Raw genomic sequence first — 20906 nt, 5'->3', positions numbered from 1 at the left:
CCGTGTGACTCACCTGTTCTGGTTTTAAGGACGCAGCGAACTGGCCGCTTTGGCCAGCGCCGTAATCTTGTCCCAATCACCAGCTTCAATCGCGCCCTTCGGTGTCAGCCATGAGCCACCGACGCAGGCGACGTTCTTGCAGGCCAAAAATTGCGGTGCAGTCTCTTGCGAGATGCCGCCGGTCGGGCAGAAAGTCACATCAGCCAGCGGGCCGGCGATTGCGTTGAGCATGCCGACGCCGCCCGCAGGCACGGCTGGGAACAGCTTCAATTGGCGGAAACCTGCTTCGCGTGCAGCCATCACTTCCGACGGCGTCATCACGCCCGGCAGCAAGGGCAGGCCGCTGGATTTGGCGGCAGCGATCAACGCCGCTGTCAGACCCGGCGAGACGCCGAACACGGCACCCGCGTCACGCGAAGCGGCGAATTCTTCCGGGCTGGTCAAGGTGCCGACACCAACGATGGCGCCCGGCACTTGCTCGGCAATCGCGCGGATCGCCGGCAGGCCATGCTCGGTGCGCAGCGTCACTTCCAGCACGCGGATGCCGCCTGCGACCAGCGCCTTGGCCAACGGTACGGCGTGCTCCAGTTTATCGATGGCGATCACAGGGATGACCGCCGAGGTACGCATGATGTCTAAGATATTCATACTGTCGCTTTCTCATTTTCCAAAACTGGCGGCAAACCAAAGCTGGTCCCACCCTCTTCCGCCGCGCTCACGTTGGCGCGGAAGACACTGAACAATTCACGGCCCATGCCGGTCTGGTTGCCTGCCAGATTGGCGGTATCCGATGTACGTGCCACCCATTCGGCTTCCGACACCAGCGCTTCCAGGATGCCGGCTTCGGCGTCCAGACGAATCATATCGCCTGTGCGCACAAAACCCAACGGTCCGCCGGCCAATACTTCCGGCGTCACGTGGATCGCCGCCGGCACCTTGCCTGACGCACCCGACATGCGGCCATCGGTCACCAGTGCAACGTGGCGGCCCTTGTCTTGCAAGATTCCCAGCGCAGGAGTCAATGCGTGCAGTTCCGGCATGCCGTTGGCGCGCGGCCCCTGGAAGGTCAGTACGGCGACGAAATCCTTGTCGAGTTCGCCGGCCTTGAAGGCCTTCATGAAGGCTTCCTGCGAGTGGAACACAATCGCCGGCGCCTGCACTGCACGATGCTCATGCTTGACGGCGGAAACCTTGATGACCGAGCGGCCCAGATTGCCTTGCAACAGCTTGAGACCGCCGTCGGCGGAGAATGGATTGGTCGCCGGACGCAGCACGGTGTCGTCGCCGCTGTTTTTCGGCGTCGCTTTCCAGGTGACCTTGCCGTCTTCCAGCAATGGTTCGGTGCAATGCGCGCGCAAGCCCTGGCCGAGGATGGTCATGACGTCGTCGTGCATCAGACCGGCATCGATCAGCTCGCGCAGCACGAAACCGGTGCCGCCGGCGGCATGAAAATGATTTACGTCGGCGGTGCCGTTGGGATAAATGCGGGTCACCAGCGGAACCACCGACGACAGCTTGGAGAAGTCGTCCCAGTCGATCACCAGACCGGCAGCCTTGGCGATAGCCACCAGATGCAGCGTGTGATTGGTCGAACCGCCGGTTGCCAGCAAGGCAACGATGGCGTTGACGATGGATTTTTCATCGACCAGACGACCGACCGGCGTGTATTGCTGGCCTTGCGCTGTGATCTTCAGCGCCTGCTTGGCGGCGGCGGCAGTCAGCACGTCGCGCATCGGCGTGTTCGGCGTGATGAAGGCGGCGCCTGGCAGATGCAGGCCCATGGCTTCCATCAGCATCTGGTTGCTGTTGGCGGTGCCGTAGAAGGTGCAGGTACCGGCGTCATGGTAGGACTTCGATTCGGCTTCGAGCAATTCGGCGCGGCCGATCTTGCCTTCTGTATACAGCTGGCGGATTTTGACCTTTTCGCTGTTGGTCATGCCGCTGGTCATCGGACCGGCGGGAACAAACACGGCAGGAATGTGGCCGAAATGCAGTGCGCCGATCAGCAGACCCGGCACGATCTTGTCGCACACGCCCAGATACAGCGCGGCGTCGAACATGTTGTGCGACAAGGCCACTGCGGTACCCATGGCGATGGCGTCGCGCGAGAACAGCGACAGCTCCATGCCGGTCTGGCCCTGCGTGATGCCGTCGCACATGGCGGGCACGCCGCCGGCGAATTGCGCCACGCCGCCGTCTTCACGGATAGCGTCCTTGATGATCTGCGGGAAACGTTCGAAAGGTTGATGCGCCGACAACATGTCGTTGTAGGAGGAGACGATCGCCACCGACAGCGCGCGATCCTGCTTCAGTTTCAGTTTGTCGTTGGCGGGAAATGCGGCAAAACCGTGCGCCAGATTGGTACAGGACAGCGCGCCGCGTTGCACCCCTTCATGACGCGCAGCATCGAGGCGCGCCAGATAGGCAGTTCGATAAGGCCGACTACGTTCGGCGATGCGTCGCGTGACGCTGGCTAAGGTAGCGTTGAGAGACATGTTGGGTTCCTGATAGCGTTAACAAATGTAATTTTACTACAAAACTTTAAATAAAACTCCGTCTTTTACTTGTTTTGTTCAGACGCACTACAAATGAAACCAATTGCCGATTTTTCTTACTAACCTATGACAACTAAGTTACAAGTCGATTTTCATACTGAATTGCGCATTTGATATTGTAGTGAAATTACCATAAAAGTAGTAATTCATGTATAGTAAAGATTCTTCTTGATCCTTCCCACTCTAGCCAAGATTGCAGAACATGCCGCACACAGCACTCACAGCGACCGCAGCCTTCCAAGCACTTTTGTCTCACCACGCCGATGTTCGCGAGCGGCATATGCGCGACTTGTTCGCCGCCGACGCCAGACGCTTCGACCACATGACTGTGAAGGCCGCCGGCATTCTGTTCGATTACTCCAAGAACCGCGTCGACAATACTACGCTCAAGTTGCTGTTCGAGCTGGCGCGTGAGCGCGGCGTGGAAACCCAGCGTACTGCCATGTTCAACGGCGACAAGATCAACTTCACCGAACACCGCGCCGTCTTGCATACCGCCCTGCGCGCACCGCGCGGCCAGAACCTGCAAGTAGATGGACAGCACATCGGCGAGGACGTTCATGCGGTTTTGGATCGCATTCACGGCTTTGTCGAGCGCGTGCGCGACGGCCAGTGGCTGGGCCGCAGCGGCAAGGCAATCACCGACATCGTCAATATCGGCATCGGCGGCTCGCATCTGGGACCGCAAATGGCCTGTACGGCGCTGCGCACGTTTGCTCATCCGCGCCTGACGATGCACTTCGTTTCCAACGTCGACGGCCACGATCTGGATGAAGTCTTGCAACAAGTTGACGTCGACACAACACTATTCATCGTCGCCTCCAAAACCTTTACCACGCAAGAAACCATGATGAACGCCACCTCGGCGCGCAACTGGTTTCTGCAACGCGCGGGCGAGGCCGATCTGGCCAGGCATTTTGTCGCGGTATCCACCAACACCGATGCCGTGCGCGCTTTCGGCATCGATCCCGAGAACATGTTTCCGTTCTGGGACTGGGTCGGCGGACGTTACTCGATGTGGTCGTCCATCGGCCTGTCGATTGCGCTGGCGATCGGCTTCAAGAACTTCAGCGATTTGCTGGCCGGCGCACATGCGATGGACAAGCATTTCTGCGAAGCGCCGCTGGAACAGAACATGCCCATCATCCAGGCGCTGATCGGCATCTGGAACCGCAACTGCTTCAACAGCGAATCGCTGTCGATTGCACCGTATCACCACGACCTGCGCCACTTCCCCGCCTATCTGCAGCAGCTCGAAATGGAAAGCAACGGCAAGCGCATCACCCGCGACGGTACCGCCGTCGGCGTAGCGACCTGCCCGTTCATCTGGGGCGACGTCGGCACCAACGGCCAGCACGCATTCTTTCAGTTGCTGCATCAGGGTACTGACATCACGCCGATCGATTTCATCGCCGTGCTCAAACCGACGCACGACCTGCCCGGCCATCACGCGGTGCTGCTGGCGAACTGCTTCGCGCAGTCGGAAGCCTTCATGCGCGGCAAGCAAGCCGAAGAAGTGCGTGAGGACCTGAGCAAGCAAGGCGTGGACGAAGACGAAATCAATTTCCTGCTGCCGCACAAGACCTTCAACGGCAATCGCCCGAGCAACACGCTGCTGTTGGATGAATTGACGCCGGCGTCGCTGGGCGCACTGATCGCCTTGTATGAACACAAGACGTTCGTCCAGGGCACTATCTGGGGCATTAACAGCTTCGATCAATGGGGCGTGGAGCTGGGCAAGGTATTGGCCAAGACCATCCAGTCCGAGCTGTCCGGCGAAGCCGTGCCGTCGCGTCACGACTGCTCGACCAACGCCTTGATTGCGCTGGCGAAACAAGCGCTATCCTGAAGCGGCTGACCACACTGAACAATATTTACCGAACAACTGACTGAGACAAGAAGACTGCTATGGCTATTTCCGACTTTGACCTGGTTTTATTCGGCGGCACCGGCGACCTCGCGATGCGCAAACTGCTGCCCGCGCTGTACGCCCGCGACCGCGCGCGTGATCTGGTGCCGACGGCACGCATCATTTGCATCGGCCGCGACAACAAGAGCAACGAAGACTTCCTGCAGATCGTCGAACAGAACTCCAGACCGCACATCAGCAGCGCAACCATGGACGCCGACGTCTGGCAACGCTTCTGCGGCCGCATCCAGTACGTCTCGCTCAACGCCAAGGAAACTGCAACCTACCAGAACCTGGTCGCGGCACTGCGTAACGATCCGGCGATCTCGCAGGTGTTCTATCTGGCGACGCCGCCGACGCTGTTCTCGATGATCTGCGACAACCTGTCGCAAGCCGGTCTGGCGACGCCGAATGCGCGCGTGGTGCTGGAAAAGCCGTTGGGCCACGATCTCGAAAGCGCCAAGGACATCAACGCGCAAGTCGGCCGTTATTTCAATGAGTCGCAGATCTTCCGTATCGATCACTATCTGGGAAAAGAAGCCGTGCAGAATCTGCTGGCGCTGCGCTTCGGCAACGTGCTGTTCGAGCCGTTGTGGCGCCGCGAGTGGATCTCCGACGTACAGATCACCATCGCCGAAGAACTCGGCGTGGGCGGCCGCTTCGATTACTACGACACCTCCGGCGCGCTGCGCGACATGCTGCAAAACCACTTGCTGCAACTGCTGTGCATCGTCGCCATGGAACCGCCGGTCTCCAACTCGGCCGATTCCGTGCGCGATGAGAAGCTGAAGGTCTTGCGCTCGCTCAAACGCTTCACACCGGCTACGCTGGCAATGAATGTCGTACGCGGCCAATACCGCGCCGGCCATGTCAACGGTGTCGCCGTTCCCGGTTATCGCAAGGAGGAGGACGCCAATCCGGATTCCCGTACCGAAACCTTTGTCGCCGTCAAAGCGGAAATCGATACCTGGCGCTGGGCCGGCGTGCCGTTCTATCTGCGTACCGGCAAACGCATGGCCGACAGTCTCGCTGAAATCGTGGTGCGCTTCAAGAGCGTGCCGCATTCGATCTTTGCACAAAACAACGCCACCCCAAACTGCCTGGTGATCCGCCTGCAACCGGACGAGGGCTTGCATATGAATCTGATGGCCAAGACGCCGGGCGATGGCATGCGCCTCAAGCCGGTCGAGCTGGAACTGGATTTCCGCGAAAAATTCAAGACGCCGCGCATGGAGGCCTACGAGCGCCTGCTGCTCGACGTGTTGCGCGGCCAGTTGACGCTGTTCATGCGCAGCGATGAGCTGGAAGCGGCATGGGAATGGGTTGAACCCATCCTCGAACATTGGGATCAGGAAGAAAGCGATCCTATTCCGTACAGCGCCGGCACCTGGGGCCCCGCCGCCGCAAGCGCGCTGATCGGCCGCGACGGTTTGCAATGGCGTGAAGAAGCGCTGCCGGAAGTTTAATTTAAAGACTGAACAGAAGCGCCATGCTACTCGACTCCATCCGCACCCATATCAATTCGCTCTCCAAATCGGAGAAGAAGGTCGCGGCTGCCATCCTCGCCAATCCGCAGCTTGCGCTGCAAGAGAACCTGACGGCGCTGGCCAAGAATGCCGAAGTGTCGGAGCCGACCGTCATCCGCTTCTGCCGCGCCATCGGCTACGAAGGGTGGCACGATTTCAAACTCAAGCTGGCGCAAAGCCTGGCGCTCGCCCTGCCCGGCGCTAATGAATCGCTGGGACAGGACGACCTCGCGGTCGACCTCGTCAACAAGATCTGCAGCCGCTCGATCAATACCCTGCTCGATTTGCGCAACCATCTTGATCCTGACGCCATTCAACTGGCGTTAGATGTGCTGACGCGCGCCAGCAAGATCGAGTTCTACGGCCAGGGCACTTCTGGCATTGTCGCCAACGACGCCCAGCACAAGTTCTTCCGTTCGGGTGTACCGACCGTGGCTTACTCTGACCCGCACATCCACAGTATCGCTGCATCGCTGCTCAAGCCCGGCGACGCCGTGGTGGCGATCTCGCAACGCGGCGGTAATGCGGCGTTGCTGCGCAGCGTGCAACTGGCGCGCAAGGGCGGCGCCGACATCATCGTACTGGGGCCGAGCGGCACGCCGCTGGCGGAACTGGCGACGGTACTGGTGCCGATTGACCTGAGTTTCAACATCGACCCTTACACGCCGATCTCGGCGCGCCTGGCGCATCTGGTGGTAATCGATATTCTGGCGGTTGGCCTGGCGCTGCGCCGTGGTCCGGAATTTCGCAAGAAGATGCAGAACGCGCAGAAATCCCTGCAAAAATTCGACATGCAGTTCGACTCCTTCTTCCGCTGAGCGAGGCTTTCCTTTACTCTGGAGGGCAGCGCTTCCGTCCTCAGTTAACCATCATTCGCAATCATTCGTTGAGTTTTGCCATGACATCAGCAACGACATCGTCTACGTCCTTCCGCACTCCGGCCTTTCTGCACCAGCGCCTGCAACGCGACATCGACTTCTTCACGCAACACGCGTTCGACCCGGCCGGGGGCTTCTTTCACTATCTCAATGATGACGGCAGCGTGTACGACAACAGCCGCCATCTGGTCAACAGCACGCGCATGGTGTTTTGCCACGCGTTGGCGTACCGCTCTACCGGCAAGGAAACGCATCGCGATGCGGTGCGCCATGGCCTGAAGTTTTTACAGGAACAACACTGGCAGCCAAGTTACGGCGGCTATGCCTGGGTGCTCAAGGACGGCGTGCCGCTCGACCGCACGCAACATTGCTACGGCCTGGCGTTCGTGCTGCTGGCGTATGCGCATGCCTACGACATCGGCGTGGAAGAAGCGCGCGCGCATATCGACGCCACCTTCGATCACATGGAAAAGCTGTTCTGGTCCGAGCAGCACGGCCTCTACGCCGACGAAGCGACGCCCGAAGGCGTGGTGTCGTCGTACCGCGGCCAGAATGCCAACATGCACAGCTGCGAAGCCCTGCTGGCGGCCTATGAAGCCACCGGCGACATCCGATTCCTGCACCGCGCAGAACACCTGGCGCGCAACATTACCGTGCGCCAGGCAGCCCTGGCCAACGGCTGGATCTGGGAACACTACACTGCCGACTGGAAGATCGACTGGGAATACAACAAGCACGACAACACCAACATGTTCCGCCCCTGGGGTTACCAGCCGGGCCACATGACGGAGTGGTCCAAATTGCTGCTGATCCTCGAACGCCATGCCGAACATCTGCAAGACGACGCCAGTTGGCTGGCGCCGCGTGCACGCGCCTTATTCGACGTGACTGTCCCGGTCGCCTGGGATGAAGAGAATGGCGGCTTGTTCTACGGCATCGCGCCCGACAACAGCGTATGCGACGGCGACAAGTATTTCTGGGTGCAGGCCGAATCGCTGGCCACCGCAGCCCTGCTGGCGCAACGCACCGGCGAGGCGATCTACTGGGAAGTCTATGACCAGCTCTGGCAGTACAGCATGCAGCACCTGATCGATCAGGAACGCGGCGGCTGGTATCGCATCCTGCAACGCGACAACACCCGCTACGGCCCCGAAAAACCGCCGCACGGCAAAACCGACTTTTATCATCCGCTCGGCGCCTATCTGGAGTCGCTGAACGCCGTCGGTGCACCGTTGCCGAAAAAACGATAGCGCCCGAAAACTTACGTAAAATGCCATTTGGCCCATTCACCAGAGATCGCTTGCCATGAACCAGTTAGAACAGCTCAAGCAGTACACCACCGTCGTTGCCGACACCGGCGACTTCGAGTCCATGAAGGCGTTTGCGCCGCAAGACGCAACCACCAATCCTTCGCTGATCCTGAAAGCGGTGAAGAAGGACGAATACAAGCCGCTGCTGGAAAAGGCGGTGCACGACAACCGCTGGAATCAGCATGAGATCATGGACCACCTGCTGGTGGCGTTCGGCGCAGAGATTCTGAAGATTGTGCCTGGCCGCGTTTCTACTGAAGTCGATGCCGGCTTGTCGTTCGATACCCAGGCCACCATCGATAAGGGCCGCAAGCTCATCGATCTGTATGGCCGCGCCCGCATCCCCAGAGAGCGTGTGCTGATCAAGATCGCCTCGACCTGGGAAGGCATCCGCGCGGCCGAAGTACTGGAGCGCGAAGGCATCCGTTGCAATATGACCTTGCTGTTTTCGATACCGCAGGCAATCGCCTGCGCGGAAGCCAATGTTCGCCTGATTTCGCCATTTGTCGGCCGCATCTACGATTGGTACAAGAAGGCGGAAGGCATGGAATTCACCGGCGCCGACGATCCTGGCGTGCAGTCGGTGCGCAGCATTTACGATTACTACAGCTATTTCGGTTACAAGACTGAAGTGATGGGCGCCAGCTTCCGCAACACATCGCAGATCGTCGAACTGGCGGGCTGCGACCTGCTGACCATCAGCCCCGATCTGTTGAAAAAGCTCACCGAAAGCAACGAGCCGGTGACACGCAAGCTGACCCGCGAAGCGGCGCAAGATCAAGGTAATCATCCTCCGCGGACTTCGGAAAAGGATTTCCGCTTCCAGTTGAACGATAGCGCCATGGCGACGGAAAAGCTGGCAGAAGGCATCCGCCTGTTCTGTGCAGACACCCACACGCTAAACAAAATGATTGATGAGACGCGCTCTGCCATCTGATCTGATGCATTCACATTAGGAAATCAATCCAATAAAAAAGAGGCGCAACAGCGCCTCTTTTTTATTGCCCGGAACACTTTTTCTTTAGTGTTTCAACTCGTCCGGCACCTTGCCGCCATTCTCCGCCAGCTTAGTCATGACCTGCTTATGCAGCCAGATATTCATGGCGGCCGAGTCATTGCTATCGCCCGGATACAACAACTCCGTCGCCAGCTCCTTGCGCGCGGCCAGACTGCTGTCCAGATCGAGCAGTTTCATCAGATCGACAATGGAGGTCTGCCAGTTCAGTTTCTGCGGATTCTTCGCGGCCATGTCGTTCAGGATCGCTTCCACGTCGACCAAAGGTGTCACCTGTCCTGCGACGACGCCGGTATCCGATGCAGGTGCGGTGGTATTGGCGGCATCATTCTGGGTGGGGTGAGATGAAGGAAAAATCTTGCTGAAAATATTGCTCAGAATGCCCATGGCGTTCTCCTGAAAGGGAATAAAACAAAAGCTGTTGCCGAAACAAGCAACAGCCCCTTGAGAAACCCCTGCTCAGGTCAAGTTCCTGAGCAATTTGTAACGCACCGGCAAGTCCTATGCTTACCGAAAACCTTCGATCATGCGGATAGCTTTTCACGAAACATAAATAAAAAAGAGGCGGAATATCCGCCTCTTTTCTTTCACCAAATTCCTGTTCGACCGATTACATGCGCGATTACAACTTTTCGGTTTCGCCCGATTTCGGTTGCCACTTCATGAGGCGCTTTTCGATCACGCCGACCGCCACGTCCAGCACCAGCGCAAAGGCCGTCAGCACCACAATGCCGGCAAACACAGTATTGATGTCGAAGCTGCCTTCCGCCTGCAAAATGAGATAACCGACGCCACGCGCCGAGCCGAGGTATTCCCCCACTACCGCGCCGACGAAGGCCAGACCGATCGACGTGTGCAAGCTGGAAAACACCCACGATGTCGCCGATGGCAGATACACCGTGCGCAGCAACTGGCGGGCATTGGCGCCCAGCATACGCGCGTTGGCCAGCACCACCGGACTGACTTCTTTCACGCCTTGGTAGACGTTGAAAAACACGATGAAGAACACCAGCGTCACGGCCAAAGCAACCTTGGACCAGATGCCCAGGCCGAACCACATCGCGAAGATCGGCGCCAGAATCACGCGCGGCATCGAATTGGCAGCCTTGACGTAAGGATCAAGAATTGCCGACGCCACCGGCGACAGCGCCAGCCACAGACCGATGCCCAGGCCCAGCACGGTACCGATGCCAAAGGCCAGTACCGTTTCGGTCAACGTGACCAGCAGGTGCGAATAAATCTCGGCCGGGAACGTCAGCGTAAAGAACGTCGTGTCGCCGAAGCCGACTTCCAGCGAACCGCTGCCGACGGTGAACCATTGCCAGATGCGCACGGCGACCTTGAGCGGTTCACCGAAGAAGAAAGCGGTCTGCTCATTGCGCGTGGCGATGTGCCAGACGCCGAGCACGACGACCAGCACCAGCAATTGCCAGAAGCGCAGATTTTTATGACTTGGTTTGAGGAGTTTCCACATGATGATTCTTTGTTCAGTTTTTTATGTCGACCGGCTGAGGACTCAGGCCGCGGTTTTTTGTTGCTGATATCCCTTGAGCACTTCGTCGCGCAGGACCGACCAGATTTGCTGGTGCAGCTCGACAAAACGGGGATGCGTGCGAATCTCGGCCACGTCGCGCGGACGCGGCAGGTCGATCGTGAATTCGCCGATGGGATGCGTGGCCGGACCGGCCGACAGCACCACCACGCGGTCGGACATGGCGATGGCTTCGTCCAGATCGTGGGTGATGAACAGCACTGCCTTTTTCTTCGCGTTCCACAAATCGAGGACTTCGTTTTCCATCAATTGACGAGTCTGGATGTCGAGCGCGGAGAACGGCTCATCCATCAGGATGATGTCCGGATCCATGATCAGCGTCTGCGCCAGCGCCACGCGCTTGCGCATGCCGCCGGACAGTTGATGCGGATAGCGGTCGCCGAAACCCTTCAGGCCGACGCGCGCCAGCCATTGCTCGCCGAGTTCCTTAGCCTCGCGATCGTCGATGCCGCGGTATTGGAGTCCGGCGACAACGTTCTCCAGCGCGCTGCGCCACGGCATCAGCGCTTCGGCCTGGAACATGTAGCCGGCGCGCTTGTTGATGCCGGTCAGCTCTTCGCCGAAGACCTTGATGCTGCCCGAGGACGGTTGCAACAAACCGGCGCCGACGTTGAGCAAGGTCGATTTACCGCAGCCGGTCGGCCCCACGACGGAGACGAACTCCCCCGGCGCAATCGCCAGCGTGGTGTTGGCGACGGCGGTGTAACGCTGAGTGCGGTCGTCCTTGGAAACAAAGGTGCAGGTAATGTCGTCGAGAAAAAGTGCTGGCGTCATAGCGAGGATTTTCCGGCCAGGCCGAATGTTGGTACGTTAAGAGAAAGCATCAAAACAAAGATGATGAATACAAAAAATACGGGACTACAAATTGCAGACGGGCACCCAAAGGCGCCCGTGTGTTGTGACTGACGAAAGTCGCTTACTTGTACTTGGCGTTCGCCTTCTTGACGAAGTCATTAGTGTAAGTCTTGGACAGATCGATCTTCTTGCTGGCCAGATCAGGTTCGAAAGCTTGCAGCGTCTTCAGCGCAATGGCAGGACCCGCATCCGGGAAGGTGCCGTCCGGCGAGATCGCTTCGCGCACCTTCAGGAAGGCGGCGATGTACAGCGCGCGGTCGCCCAGCAGATAGCTTTCCGGAACGGCCTTGATGATGTCGGAAGGACCGGCCTTCTGGATCCACTTCAGCGCGCGCACCATGGCGTTGGTCAGCGCTTGCGTGGTGTTCGGATATTTCTTGATGAAGGCTTCCGGTGCGTACAAAGTCGCTGCAGGCATCGGGCCGCCGAAGACGTCGTTGGTGTCTTTCAGCGTGCGCGTATCGGCGATGGTCTTGATTTCACCCTTTTGTTCCAGCATCGCAATCACCGGATCCAGATTGGCAATCGCATCGATCTGGCCGGAACGGATTGCCGACAAGGCGCCTGCCGCTGCACCGACGCCGATGAAGGATACGTCAGTCGGCTTCAGACCGCCCTTGGCGAGAACGTAGCTGGCCATGACGCTGGTCGAGGAGCCCGGCGCAGTCACGCCGATCTTCTTGCCCTTCAGGTCGGCGATGGTCTTGTAGTTCGGCATGGTCTTGTTGTTGACCGAAAACACGATTTGCGGTGCACGGCCTTGCAAGACGAAAGCGACGATGGATTGGTTCTTGGCCTGCATGTTGATGGTGTGCTCATACGCGCCGGAAACCACGTCTGCGCTACCGCCCACCATGGCTTGCAGGGCCTTGGCGCCGCCGGCGAAGTCCGAGATTTCGACTTGCAGGCCTTCATCCTTGAAGTAGCCCAGTTGCTCGGCCACGGTCAAAGGCAGGTAGTAAAACAGGTTCTTGCCGCCGACGGCGATGGATACCTTCGGTTTTTCCAGCGTCTGTGCAAACAGATTGGTATTGAATGTCACGTAACCGGCCAGAAACAGGGCCAGGGCGATCGCGAATTGCTTCAGGTTGAATTTCATGTCGTCTCCTCCTATGAGCGTGCTTATTTGTGCTTGCTTATGCTTACTTATTTGATGCCGGGCAGTTCCAGGGATGACTGCCGTCAGATGACTTTGTCTTGCCGCAACTGCGCAATTTGTGCGTCATCATACCCCAGCGAACGCAAGATTTCATCGTTATGCTCGCCGAGGCCCGGGCCGATCCATTTCGTGCCGCCCGGCGTCTCCGACAATTTGGGTGTGACGGCAGGCAATTTGATGGGCGTGCCGTCGGCAAACGCATGTTGTTCGAACATGTTGCGAGCCAGGAATTGCGGGTCGGTCATCATGTCGCGCACCGAATAAATCTTGCCGACCGGGACGTCTGCCGCTTGCAGGATGGCCAGCGCGTCGTCAATCGTCCGGGTGTCGCACCAGGCTTGAATCGCCTGATCGATTTCTTCGGTACGCGGCACGCGGCCGTCGTTGCGCGCCAGTTGCGGATCGTTGGCCATGTCGTTGCGGTCGATGGCGATCATTAGGCGTTTGAAAATAGCGTCGCCATTGCCGGCGATGACGATGTTCTTGCCGTCGGCGGTGGTGTAGGTGTTGGACGGCACGATACCTGGCAATGCTCCGCCCGTACGCTCACGCACGACACCAGCCTGGTCGAATTCCGGCACCAGGGATTCCATCATGTTGAACACCGACTCATACAGCGCGACATCCACCATCTGGCCCTGCCCTGCCACGCGCAACTCGCCGTCCTTGCCGTTCCAGCGGCCGCCGGTGACGTCACGATGGCGCAAGGCCATCATGGCGCCGATGACACCGTGCAGAGCGGCAATCGAGTCGCCGATGGAAATGCCGATACGCACCGGCGGCCGGTCGGGGTGACCGGAGACATAGCGAATGCCGCCCATCGATTCGCCGATGGCGCCGAAGCCAGGCAAATCCTTCAGCGGGCCGGTCTGGCCGTAGCCGGACAGGCGCACCATGATGGTGGCGGGGTTAAGCTTCTTGAGCGCTTCGTAACCGAGATTCCACTTTTCCAGCACGCCGGGGCGGTAGTTTTCGATGATGATGTCGGCGTCCAGCGCGAGGCGGCGGGCAATGTCCTGCGCCTGCGGATCCTTCATGTTTAGCGTGAGGCTTTTCTTGTTGCGCGCCTGCACGGACCACCACAGCGAGGTGCCGTCCTTGAGCACGCGCCATTGACGCAGCGGATCGCCGACTTCAGGTGCTTCCACTTTGATGACGTCGGCACCGAATTCCGCCAGCATGCGTGAGCAGAACGGGCCGGCGATGAGCGTGCCGAGTTCGAGTACCTTGATGCCGGCCAGGGGGCCGCTTGTCTGTTTCTTTTCCATACTTGTATTGTCGGGACAGTGGCTGCAACTGATGTATCGACTGTATCGATTTGCCACCGGCGTGTCCCGAATCTCCTCTCCTGCTTTGTTATGTAGTGCCTTGCTTTGTTGCTATATATTTGAACTACGTTGCACGGCGGTCCAGCATGGCGCGTGCGATGGTGCCTGCGTCGACGTATTCCAGCTCGCCGCCCACCGGTACACCGCGCGCCAGACGGCTGACCCTGAGGCCGCGCGCCTTGAGCGTTTCGCTGATGTAGTGGGCAGTGGCTTCGCCTTCGTTGGTGAAGTTGGTGGCCAGCACCACTTCAGACACGACGCCGTCGGTGGCGCGCGTAATCAGTTTCTCCAGATGAATATCCTTGGGACCGATGCCGTCCAGCGGCGACAGACGCCCCATGAGTACGAAGTACAAACCCTTGAAGGTCAGCGTCTGCTCGATCATCAGTTGATCGCTGGGTGTCTCGACCACGCACAGGACGGTGGTGTCGCGCTCTCCGTCCTGGCAGGTGTCACAGATGACTTGTTCGGTGAAGGTGTTGCACAGGGCGCAGTGGCGGATCGTTTCGGCTGCCTGGGCAAGCGCGCGACTTAATTGCAAGGCGCCGTCGCGATCATGCTGCAGCAGATGATAGGCCATGCGCTGTGCCGATTTGGGACCGATGCCTGGAAGCGTACGCAAAGATTCCGTAAGCTGGGTGAGACTGGACGGGGTTTTCAATTTCGATCTGAGGTATGCCGGAAGACGGAAAGCGCTTCGGCCGTCATGGATGGAACAAACTCGGTGATTTCATATTCTGCGACGTCGCCGATGTAGAACGGGTCGGTTTCGATGATGGCTTCCAGTTCGGCGCGGTCGGCAGCGTCAGCGATGATGATGCCGCCGCTGCGGGGAATCTTGCGGCCCGACATCAGAAACACGCCGTCGGCATATTGTTCGTTCAGGAATTGCTTATGCGCCGTCAGCAAGGCGTCTATTTCGCTTGCCGACTTGGTATAGGTAATCGAGATAACGAACATGATGCCTCCCTCAGAAAGCAAGCGCAGCCGCTTCGACAGCGCGTTGCCACATCATACCGACACGTCGTTTAGAACGGCATTTTGAACCCTGGCGGCAATGGCATGCCGGCAGTCATGCCTGCCATTTTTTCCTGCGATGTTGCTTCAGCCTTGCGCACGGCGTCGTTGAAGGCGGCGGCAACCAGATCTTCCAGCATGTCCTTGTCGTCAGCCAGCAGCGACGGATCGATAGAGACGCGCTTGACGTCATTCTTACAGGTCATCACGACTTTGACCAGCCCTGCACCGGACTGTCCTTCGACTTCGATCAATGCAAGCTGATCTTGCATTTTTTTCATGTTGTCCTGCATCGCTTGAGCTTGCTTCATCAAGCCTGCCAGTTGGCCTTTCATCATGGTCGTACTCCTTGGTAACTAAGTTGATTCATGTTTCTCATGCCGTGGCGGAAATGGCACATCGGCAGTTGCGGCGTGTCCGCTAATTATCTCTTACAGCGGCCGGACCGACCCCGGAACGATGGATGCGCCGAACTCGCGCATCATCACTTGCACGAAGGGATCATTTTGCACGGTTTGTTCCGCTTCGCGTTGCCGTTCGGCACGATTGGCTTCCGCCTTGGCATTGGCGGTATGCGCCACCATGCCGATTTCAGTTTCTACCCGGACGCTCTTGCCAAAGCGCTCGCTCAGAACAGCAGTCAATTTGTCGACGTTGCCAGAAGCACGCAGGGTTTCTACCGGGATGCGCAGATGGAAGCAAATGGCATTGCCGACTTGTTCGCATCGTACCAGTTCGCTCTGCTGCGCCATCTGTTGCACCATGCCGCGCAGCGGCAACTCGGCAGCCAGGTGCGGCCAGTTGCCGTCCCAGCCGAGCGAGGCGGCGACCTGCGCTGTCTGCGCCTGCATTGCGGGCGTGATAGTGCTGACAGATGTCGCCGGTGGTGCGACGACGATGGCGTCTTCCGCATTGGACGGCGGATTGTCCGAAACAACGCGGCTTACAGCCGCGTTTGCGCCGTCTGATGAATACTGTTCAGTTTTTTTTTGAGCGTCGGCGCCGGCCGGCTCTTCATCCCAAGGCGGGGGAATGTCATCGAACGCTTCGGGCAACGAAGGTGCCGGTGCTGGCGCGGGCGCGGCCTGAACCGGTTCAGCAGCCGGTGCCGGTGCCGGAGTAGCGGCGGCAGGACGCGGCGAGCTCTTGCCCGATGCGGCGCGGGCGGCTTCCAATGCAGCGGCGCGCGCCGAGTTGCCTGGACCTGCGGCAGGAGCCGGAGCAGCAACCGGCGGACGTGAAGCCGGTGTGCTGGCCGTCGCAACCTGCGGTGCCGCGCTCAAGGGCGCGGCAGCGGGTGTCGGCCGGGTTGGCGCAGCGGATCTTGCAACAGGCGCTGCCGGCGCGCTGCCCACAGAGCCGGCGGCGTTTGCAGCAACCGGACGGAACGCCAGCATGCGCAACAGCGTCATGCTGAAGCCAGCGTATTCATCCGGCGCCAGGCCCAGTTCGTTGCGGCCATGAACGGCGATCTGATAAAACAGTTGCGCTTCTTCCGGATTGAACTGGGAAGCCAGACGCATGATATCTTCACGTTGCGGCACATCTTCGGCCAGCGCAGCCGGCACGGTTTGCGCCAATGCGATCTGATGCAATAGCGTTGCCAGATCCTGCAGCGCGGCGTTGTACGACAAACTGCGCGTCGCCATTTCGTCTGCAACCGACAGCAAGGCGGCACCGTCTTGCGCAGCCAGCGCATCGAGCACGCGGATCAGGTACGACTGATCGAGCGCGCCGAGCATGCCCTGCACTGCTTCCAGCGTGACCTTGCCGGCAGCGTAAGCGATGGCCTGGTCGGTCAGCGACAAGGCGTCGCGCATAGAGCCGTGCGCGCCTTGCGCCAGCAGACGCAATGCGGGTGCTTCGAATTCGATGTTTTCCTGCCCGAGGATATTGTCCAGATGGCTGATGATGTGGCCCGGCGGCATTTGCTTCAGATTGAACTGCAAGCAACGCGACAGCACGGTCACGGGAATCTTTTGCGGGTCGGTCGTCGCCAGAATGAACTTGACATGCTCAGGCGGCTCTTCCAGCGTCTTCAGCATGGAGTTGAAGGCGTGATTGGTGAGCATGTGCACTTCATCGATCATGTAGACCTTGAAGCGGGCGTTGGACGGCGCATAGATCGCCTGCTCCAGCAACTGCGCCATCTCATCGACACCGCGGTTGGAGGCGGCATCCATTTCAATATAGTCGACAAAGCGGCCCGCATCGATGGCGACACAGGCTTCGCACACGCCGCAAGGCTGCGCGGTAATGCTGCCGTTGCCATCAGTGCCTACGCAATTGAGCGACTTGGCCAATATGCGAGACAAAGTTGTCTTGCCAACACCACGCGTCCCCGTGAACAAGTAGGCGTGATGCAGACGCTGCTGATCCAGTGCATGTGTCAGCGCCCGCACGACGTGTTCCTGCCCGACCAGCGTATCGAAGCTGCGGGGGCGGTATTTACGGGCGAGAACTTGGTAGGACATAAACTTGGGGTGCGTTTGGATAGCTGCGTTGGGTCAGACGGGCATTTTATTCTATTTCCGGCCCGTCTTAACCGACTATCGCTGAATTGGCTTGATTGCCGGGCAAGCGCCGGATCAAGCTCGTGTGTAGGCCGACTTATTTCCGTCCATAAGTGTCTTCAAAGCGGACAATATCATCCTCGCCCAGATAGCTGCCGGATTGCACTTCGATCATTTCCAGCGGGAACTTGCCGGGATTTTCCAGTCGATGCGTGACGCCCAGCGGGATATAGGTCGACTGGTTTTCCGAGAGCAGGAATACGTCTTCGCCGCGTGTAATGCGCGCCGTACCCTTGACGATGACCCAGTGTTCAGCACGGTGATGATGCATCTGCAAGCTCAGCGTACAGCCGGGATTGACGACAATGCGCTTGACCTGAAAACGCTCGCCGGAATCAATGGAGTCATACCAGCCCCAGGGACGATGGATCTTGCGATGCGTTACGGCTTCAACGCGCTTTTGCGTCTTCAGTTGGGCAACAATTTGCTTGACCTCTTGCATATTGTTTTTATCGGCAACCATGACGGCGTCGGGAGTCTCGACAATCACCAGATTATCAATGCCGACGCAAGCGACCAGCCGCCCCTGCGCGAACACCAGATTGTTCGATGCCTGAACCAGCATGACATCGCCGCGCGCGACATTGCCGGCAGCATCTTTCTCGGACACGTCCCACAACGCATCCCAGGCGCCGACATCGGACCAGCCCGCATCCAAGGGGATAATCCGGCCGTCGATGCCAAGCCCCGATGCACCAGCCAGCTTCTCCATGATGGCGTAGTCGATGGAATCTGCCGGGCATGCTTCAAAAGCGGCTTTATCGATGCGGTAAAAATCGTGGTCTTGTTTGCCACCGTCGAACGCAGCGCGGCAAGCCTTCGCCATGGCCGGCTGAAAATGATCCATCGCGCGCAACCAGACACTGGCGCGCATCATGAACAGGCCGCTGTTCCAGAGATAATCGCCGGAGTCGATATAGCCCTGCGCTGTAGCGGCGTCAGGCTTCTCCACAAAACGATCAATGGCATACGCGCCGTCGATGACCTTGCCACGGCGGATGTAGCCGTAACCGGTTTCAGGGTGATCGGCGACGATGCCGAATGTCACCATGGCGCCTGCAACTGCGTGAGGAATGCCTTTTTTGATTGCCGCCTGAAACGCGTCGACATCGCGAATAACGTGGTCCGCCGGCATCACCAGCAGAATCGGATCGTCTTTGTCCTGATGCGCGAGCAAGGCTGCCAGCGTCAATGCCGGCGCAGTATTGCGCCCGACCGGTTCCAACACGATGTGCCTGGTCGGACGTCCTGCAGTCCGCAATTGCTCGGCAGTGGTAAATCGATATTCTTCATTACACACGACAACCGGCGCTTCAATCAACGTGTAGTCATCGCCACCGTCGGACAGGCGCAAAGCAGTCGCCTGCAGCATCGTATCGGCACCGACCAGCGGCAGCAGCTGTTTGGGGTGTTGTTCACGGGACAGCGGCCACAAACGTGTGCCGGAGCCGCCTGAGAGAATTACTGGCTGCAGATAAGTCATTAATCTATCGCTGTTTGTTGGATGACATTGCCCCAGCGTCTCAGGCCGAAAGAATCATGGCGCTTCGCGACGGCGCTTCTTTTGCTGATACATCAGGGCATCGGCGTTGTTCATCAGGTCGCCAATCGTATCATGCGTGGCGGGATCATATTCAACCGATCCGACGCTGTACAGCAAATCGTAACCGCGTTTGCTGGCCTGATTGTATTCATTGATTGCCGTATCCAGATGCGCCAGCACTGCGGCCGTTTCCTGCCCCGTGGTATTGGTCAGAAACACGGCGAATTCGTCGCCGCCAAGCCGGCCGATGACGTCAGATTCCCGGAAATTGGCAAGCAGGATACGACCGAAATTGACCAGCGCGCGGTCTCCTTCGGCATGGCCGAAACGATCATTGATCTGCTTGAACAGATCGAGGTCGAAATACAGCAAGGACGCCGGCTTCCCCAGTCGCTTGCACATGCTCAGCGCATGTTCGGACAACGACTCAAATCCGCGGCGATTGGAGAGCTTAGTGAGTTCATCCATGGTGGCCAGATGCACCGCCGCCATTTCCTGCTCTACCATGCGCGTCAGGTCTGCCAGCATGACTTTGTCGTCCTCATCAAATTCACGCGGAATGGTGTCGAGGATGCACAAGGTGCCCAGCTTGTAGCCCTGCGGACTACGGATCGGGCAGCCTGCATAAAAGCGGATGTACGGATCGCCCACCACCAATGGATTGTCGTGAAAACGGGGGTCCTTCAGTGCATCGCTTACCACCATGACTTCGTCACGCAAGATCGCATGCGAGCAAAACGATACATCGCGTCCGGTTTCACAGACATCAATACCGGCACGCGCCTTGAACCATTGCCGTTTGGCATCCACCAGACTCACCACGGCCGTCGGCACTGCAAACAAGCGCTTTGCCAGCCGTGTCAGACGATCGAAGCGTTCTTCGGGAGGCGTATCCAGAATCTGCAAGGAGTGCAACTCGCCGACGCGTGCTTGCTCGTCGACGGGAATATCAGCGATTTTCATAAATCCCTTTTGCCCAGTAATTGACAGAACTTGTTGACACGCAAAGCTGCGGCAGCCATACGCATGCCGATAAAACCTTTCCCCACCTTGATTGCCGCGCATGTACATAACAGGCGTTCGCGACAATTGCCATATCGGCAAATCAAAGTTATTTATTTTTGATCATTATTGATGACTGTAATGCCGATTATTTTTATGCGCAAGCGGCCGCCGGGCAAATGATCATTTGCGGCCACAAGAACAAAAAACCCCGCAAAGCGGGGTTTATCGACGAACGAATTCGTGTACTGCATTGCCTGCGCATCAGCCCTTGGTGGCGGCTGATTTATCTGCCTTGGCGTCCTGATCCTTCATCTTTTTAGGAAAAGGCTTCGCCTCGCCCTTGCTGGTAACCAGCGTTTTGCTGCGAGGTTGACCGTTTACCGTCAAACCGGCGTCGGACAATTTGTTTGCGCGCTTGTCGCCAACACCTTTGACACGCGTACCAAAGTCAGTCCAATCCTTGAAGTCGCCCTTCTTGCGCTCATCGATAATACGCTTGGACATCGCTGGACCGATGCCTTTGATACCGTCCAGTGCGGCCTGATCGCCCTTGTTCACATCCACCTGGGCAAATGCCAGGCCGGCGCTCATGGCGAATGCGCACACTGCCAGCAAGATTTTTTTCAACATAATGTTCCTTTCGGGTAAGCGTTAAGTCAGTGAATAACAACACCGGCAATG

The 20906-nt window shown here is 58.4% G+C and carries 19 protein-coding genes; 5 read left to right on the top strand and 14 right to left on the bottom strand.

The window, feature by feature from the left end; genetic code table 11:
* Positions 1–24 precede the first annotated feature (24 nt).
* Both eda and edd read right to left on the bottom strand, forming a co-directional pair.
* A complete protein-coding gene (eda, locus tag AC1RN6_RS21335) occupies positions 25–648 on the bottom strand; it encodes a bifunctional 4-hydroxy-2-oxoglutarate aldolase/2-dehydro-3-deoxy-phosphogluconate aldolase (protein WP_493007460.1) in 624 nt (207 codons plus the stop codon).
* Positions 645–2495 (bottom strand): phosphogluconate dehydratase, encoded by a 1851-nt coding sequence (gene edd / locus AC1RN6_RS21330; protein ID WP_493007458.1) that lies wholly within the window; start codon positions 2493–2495, stop codon positions 645–647. Before edd ends, eda begins: the two co-directional genes overlap by 4 nt.
* A gap of 262 nt (positions 2496–2757) precedes the next feature.
* On the opposite strand from edd, the gene pgi reads away from it, so the two are divergent.
* From pgi to tal, 5 genes are all read left to right on the top strand, one after another.
* Positions 2758–4404 carry a glucose-6-phosphate isomerase gene (gene pgi, locus AC1RN6_RS21325; RefSeq protein ID WP_493007456.1) on the top strand — a complete coding sequence of 549 codons (1647 nt, stop codon included), beginning with the start codon at positions 2758–2760 and terminating at the stop codon, positions 4402–4404.
* Positions 4405–4463: 59 nt separating this feature from the next.
* A complete protein-coding gene (zwf, locus tag AC1RN6_RS21320) occupies positions 4464–5930 on the top strand; it encodes a glucose-6-phosphate dehydrogenase (RefSeq protein ID WP_493007454.1) in 1467 nt (488 codons plus the stop codon).
* 23 nt (positions 5931–5953) lie between these two features.
* On the top strand, positions 5954–6808 hold the full coding sequence (locus tag AC1RN6_RS21315) for an SIS domain-containing protein (RefSeq protein WP_050479436.1): 855 nt from the start codon (positions 5954–5956) through the stop codon (positions 6806–6808).
* A gap of 80 nt (positions 6809–6888) precedes the next feature.
* On the top strand, positions 6889–8118 hold the full coding sequence (locus AC1RN6_RS21310; protein ID WP_493007453.1) for an AGE family epimerase/isomerase: 1230 nt from the start codon (positions 6889–6891) through the stop codon (positions 8116–8118).
* Positions 8119–8173: 55 nt separating this feature from the next.
* Entirely contained in the window at positions 8174–9115 is a 942-nt protein-coding gene (tal, locus tag AC1RN6_RS21305) for a transaldolase (protein WP_493007452.1), read from the top strand.
* An 84-nt stretch (positions 9116–9199) separates the two neighbouring features.
* Here the strand turns inward: tal and AC1RN6_RS21300 are convergent, their stop codons facing one another.
* From AC1RN6_RS21300 to AC1RN6_RS21245, 12 genes are all read right to left on the bottom strand, one after another.
* Complete coding sequence (locus AC1RN6_RS21300) at positions 9200–9580, bottom strand: DUF3597 domain-containing protein (RefSeq protein ID WP_493007451.1); 381 nt, start codon at positions 9578–9580, stop codon at positions 9200–9202.
* Between the two features lie 235 nt (positions 9581–9815).
* Entirely contained in the window at positions 9816–10667 is an 852-nt protein-coding gene (locus AC1RN6_RS21295) for an ABC transporter permease (protein WP_007876313.1), read from the bottom strand.
* A gap of 42 nt (positions 10668–10709) precedes the next feature.
* A complete protein-coding gene (locus AC1RN6_RS21290; RefSeq protein WP_493007449.1) occupies positions 10710–11519 on the bottom strand; it encodes an ABC transporter ATP-binding protein in 810 nt (269 codons plus the stop codon).
* A gap of 142 nt (positions 11520–11661) precedes the next feature.
* The gene (locus AC1RN6_RS21285) at positions 11662–12699 is read right to left on the bottom strand and encodes an ABC transporter substrate-binding protein (RefSeq protein ID WP_493007448.1); all 1038 of its coding nucleotides are present in this window, start codon (positions 12697–12699) and stop codon (positions 11662–11664) included.
* Between the two features lie 83 nt (positions 12700–12782).
* The gene (locus AC1RN6_RS21280; protein WP_493007447.1) at positions 12783–14027 is read right to left on the bottom strand and encodes a CaiB/BaiF CoA transferase family protein; all 1245 of its coding nucleotides are present in this window, start codon (positions 14025–14027) and stop codon (positions 12783–12785) included.
* Positions 14028–14151: 124 nt separating this feature from the next.
* The gene (gene recR, locus AC1RN6_RS21275) at positions 14152–14748 is read right to left on the bottom strand and encodes a recombination mediator RecR (protein ID WP_493007446.1); all 597 of its coding nucleotides are present in this window, start codon (positions 14746–14748) and stop codon (positions 14152–14154) included.
* A complete protein-coding gene (locus AC1RN6_RS21270) occupies positions 14745–15047 on the bottom strand; it encodes a YciI family protein (RefSeq protein WP_493007445.1) in 303 nt (100 codons plus the stop codon). The genes recR and AC1RN6_RS21270 overlap by 4 nt, the downstream gene beginning before the upstream one ends.
* Before the next feature lie 68 nt (positions 15048–15115).
* On the bottom strand, positions 15116–15442 hold the full coding sequence (locus AC1RN6_RS21265; RefSeq protein ID WP_050479445.1) for a YbaB/EbfC family nucleoid-associated protein: 327 nt from the start codon (positions 15440–15442) through the stop codon (positions 15116–15118).
* A gap of 93 nt (positions 15443–15535) precedes the next feature.
* Positions 15536–17578, bottom strand: coding sequence for a DNA polymerase III subunit gamma/tau (locus AC1RN6_RS21260; protein WP_493007443.1), 2043 nt, complete (start codon positions 17576–17578; stop codon positions 15536–15538).
* A gap of 136 nt (positions 17579–17714) precedes the next feature.
* Complete coding sequence (locus AC1RN6_RS21255; protein WP_493007442.1) at positions 17715–19160, bottom strand: mannose-1-phosphate guanylyltransferase/mannose-6-phosphate isomerase; 1446 nt, start codon at positions 19158–19160, stop codon at positions 17715–17717.
* Between the two features lie 54 nt (positions 19161–19214).
* Positions 19215–20183, bottom strand: a complete 969-nt coding sequence (locus AC1RN6_RS21250; protein ID WP_493007441.1) for a sensor domain-containing diguanylate cyclase — start codon at positions 20181–20183, stop codon at positions 19215–19217.
* 303 nt (positions 20184–20486) lie between these two features.
* Positions 20487–20855 carry a ComEA family DNA-binding protein gene (locus AC1RN6_RS21245; protein WP_493007440.1) on the bottom strand — a complete coding sequence of 123 codons (369 nt, stop codon included), beginning with the start codon at positions 20853–20855 and terminating at the stop codon, positions 20487–20489.
* Positions 20856–20906 lie beyond the last annotated feature (51 nt).

Source organism: Herbaspirillum sp. GW822-FHT03A08, from assembly GCF_058801885.1.
Note: the sequence above shows the minus strand (reverse complement) of the source record. Positions and strands in the feature narration are given on the sequence as shown.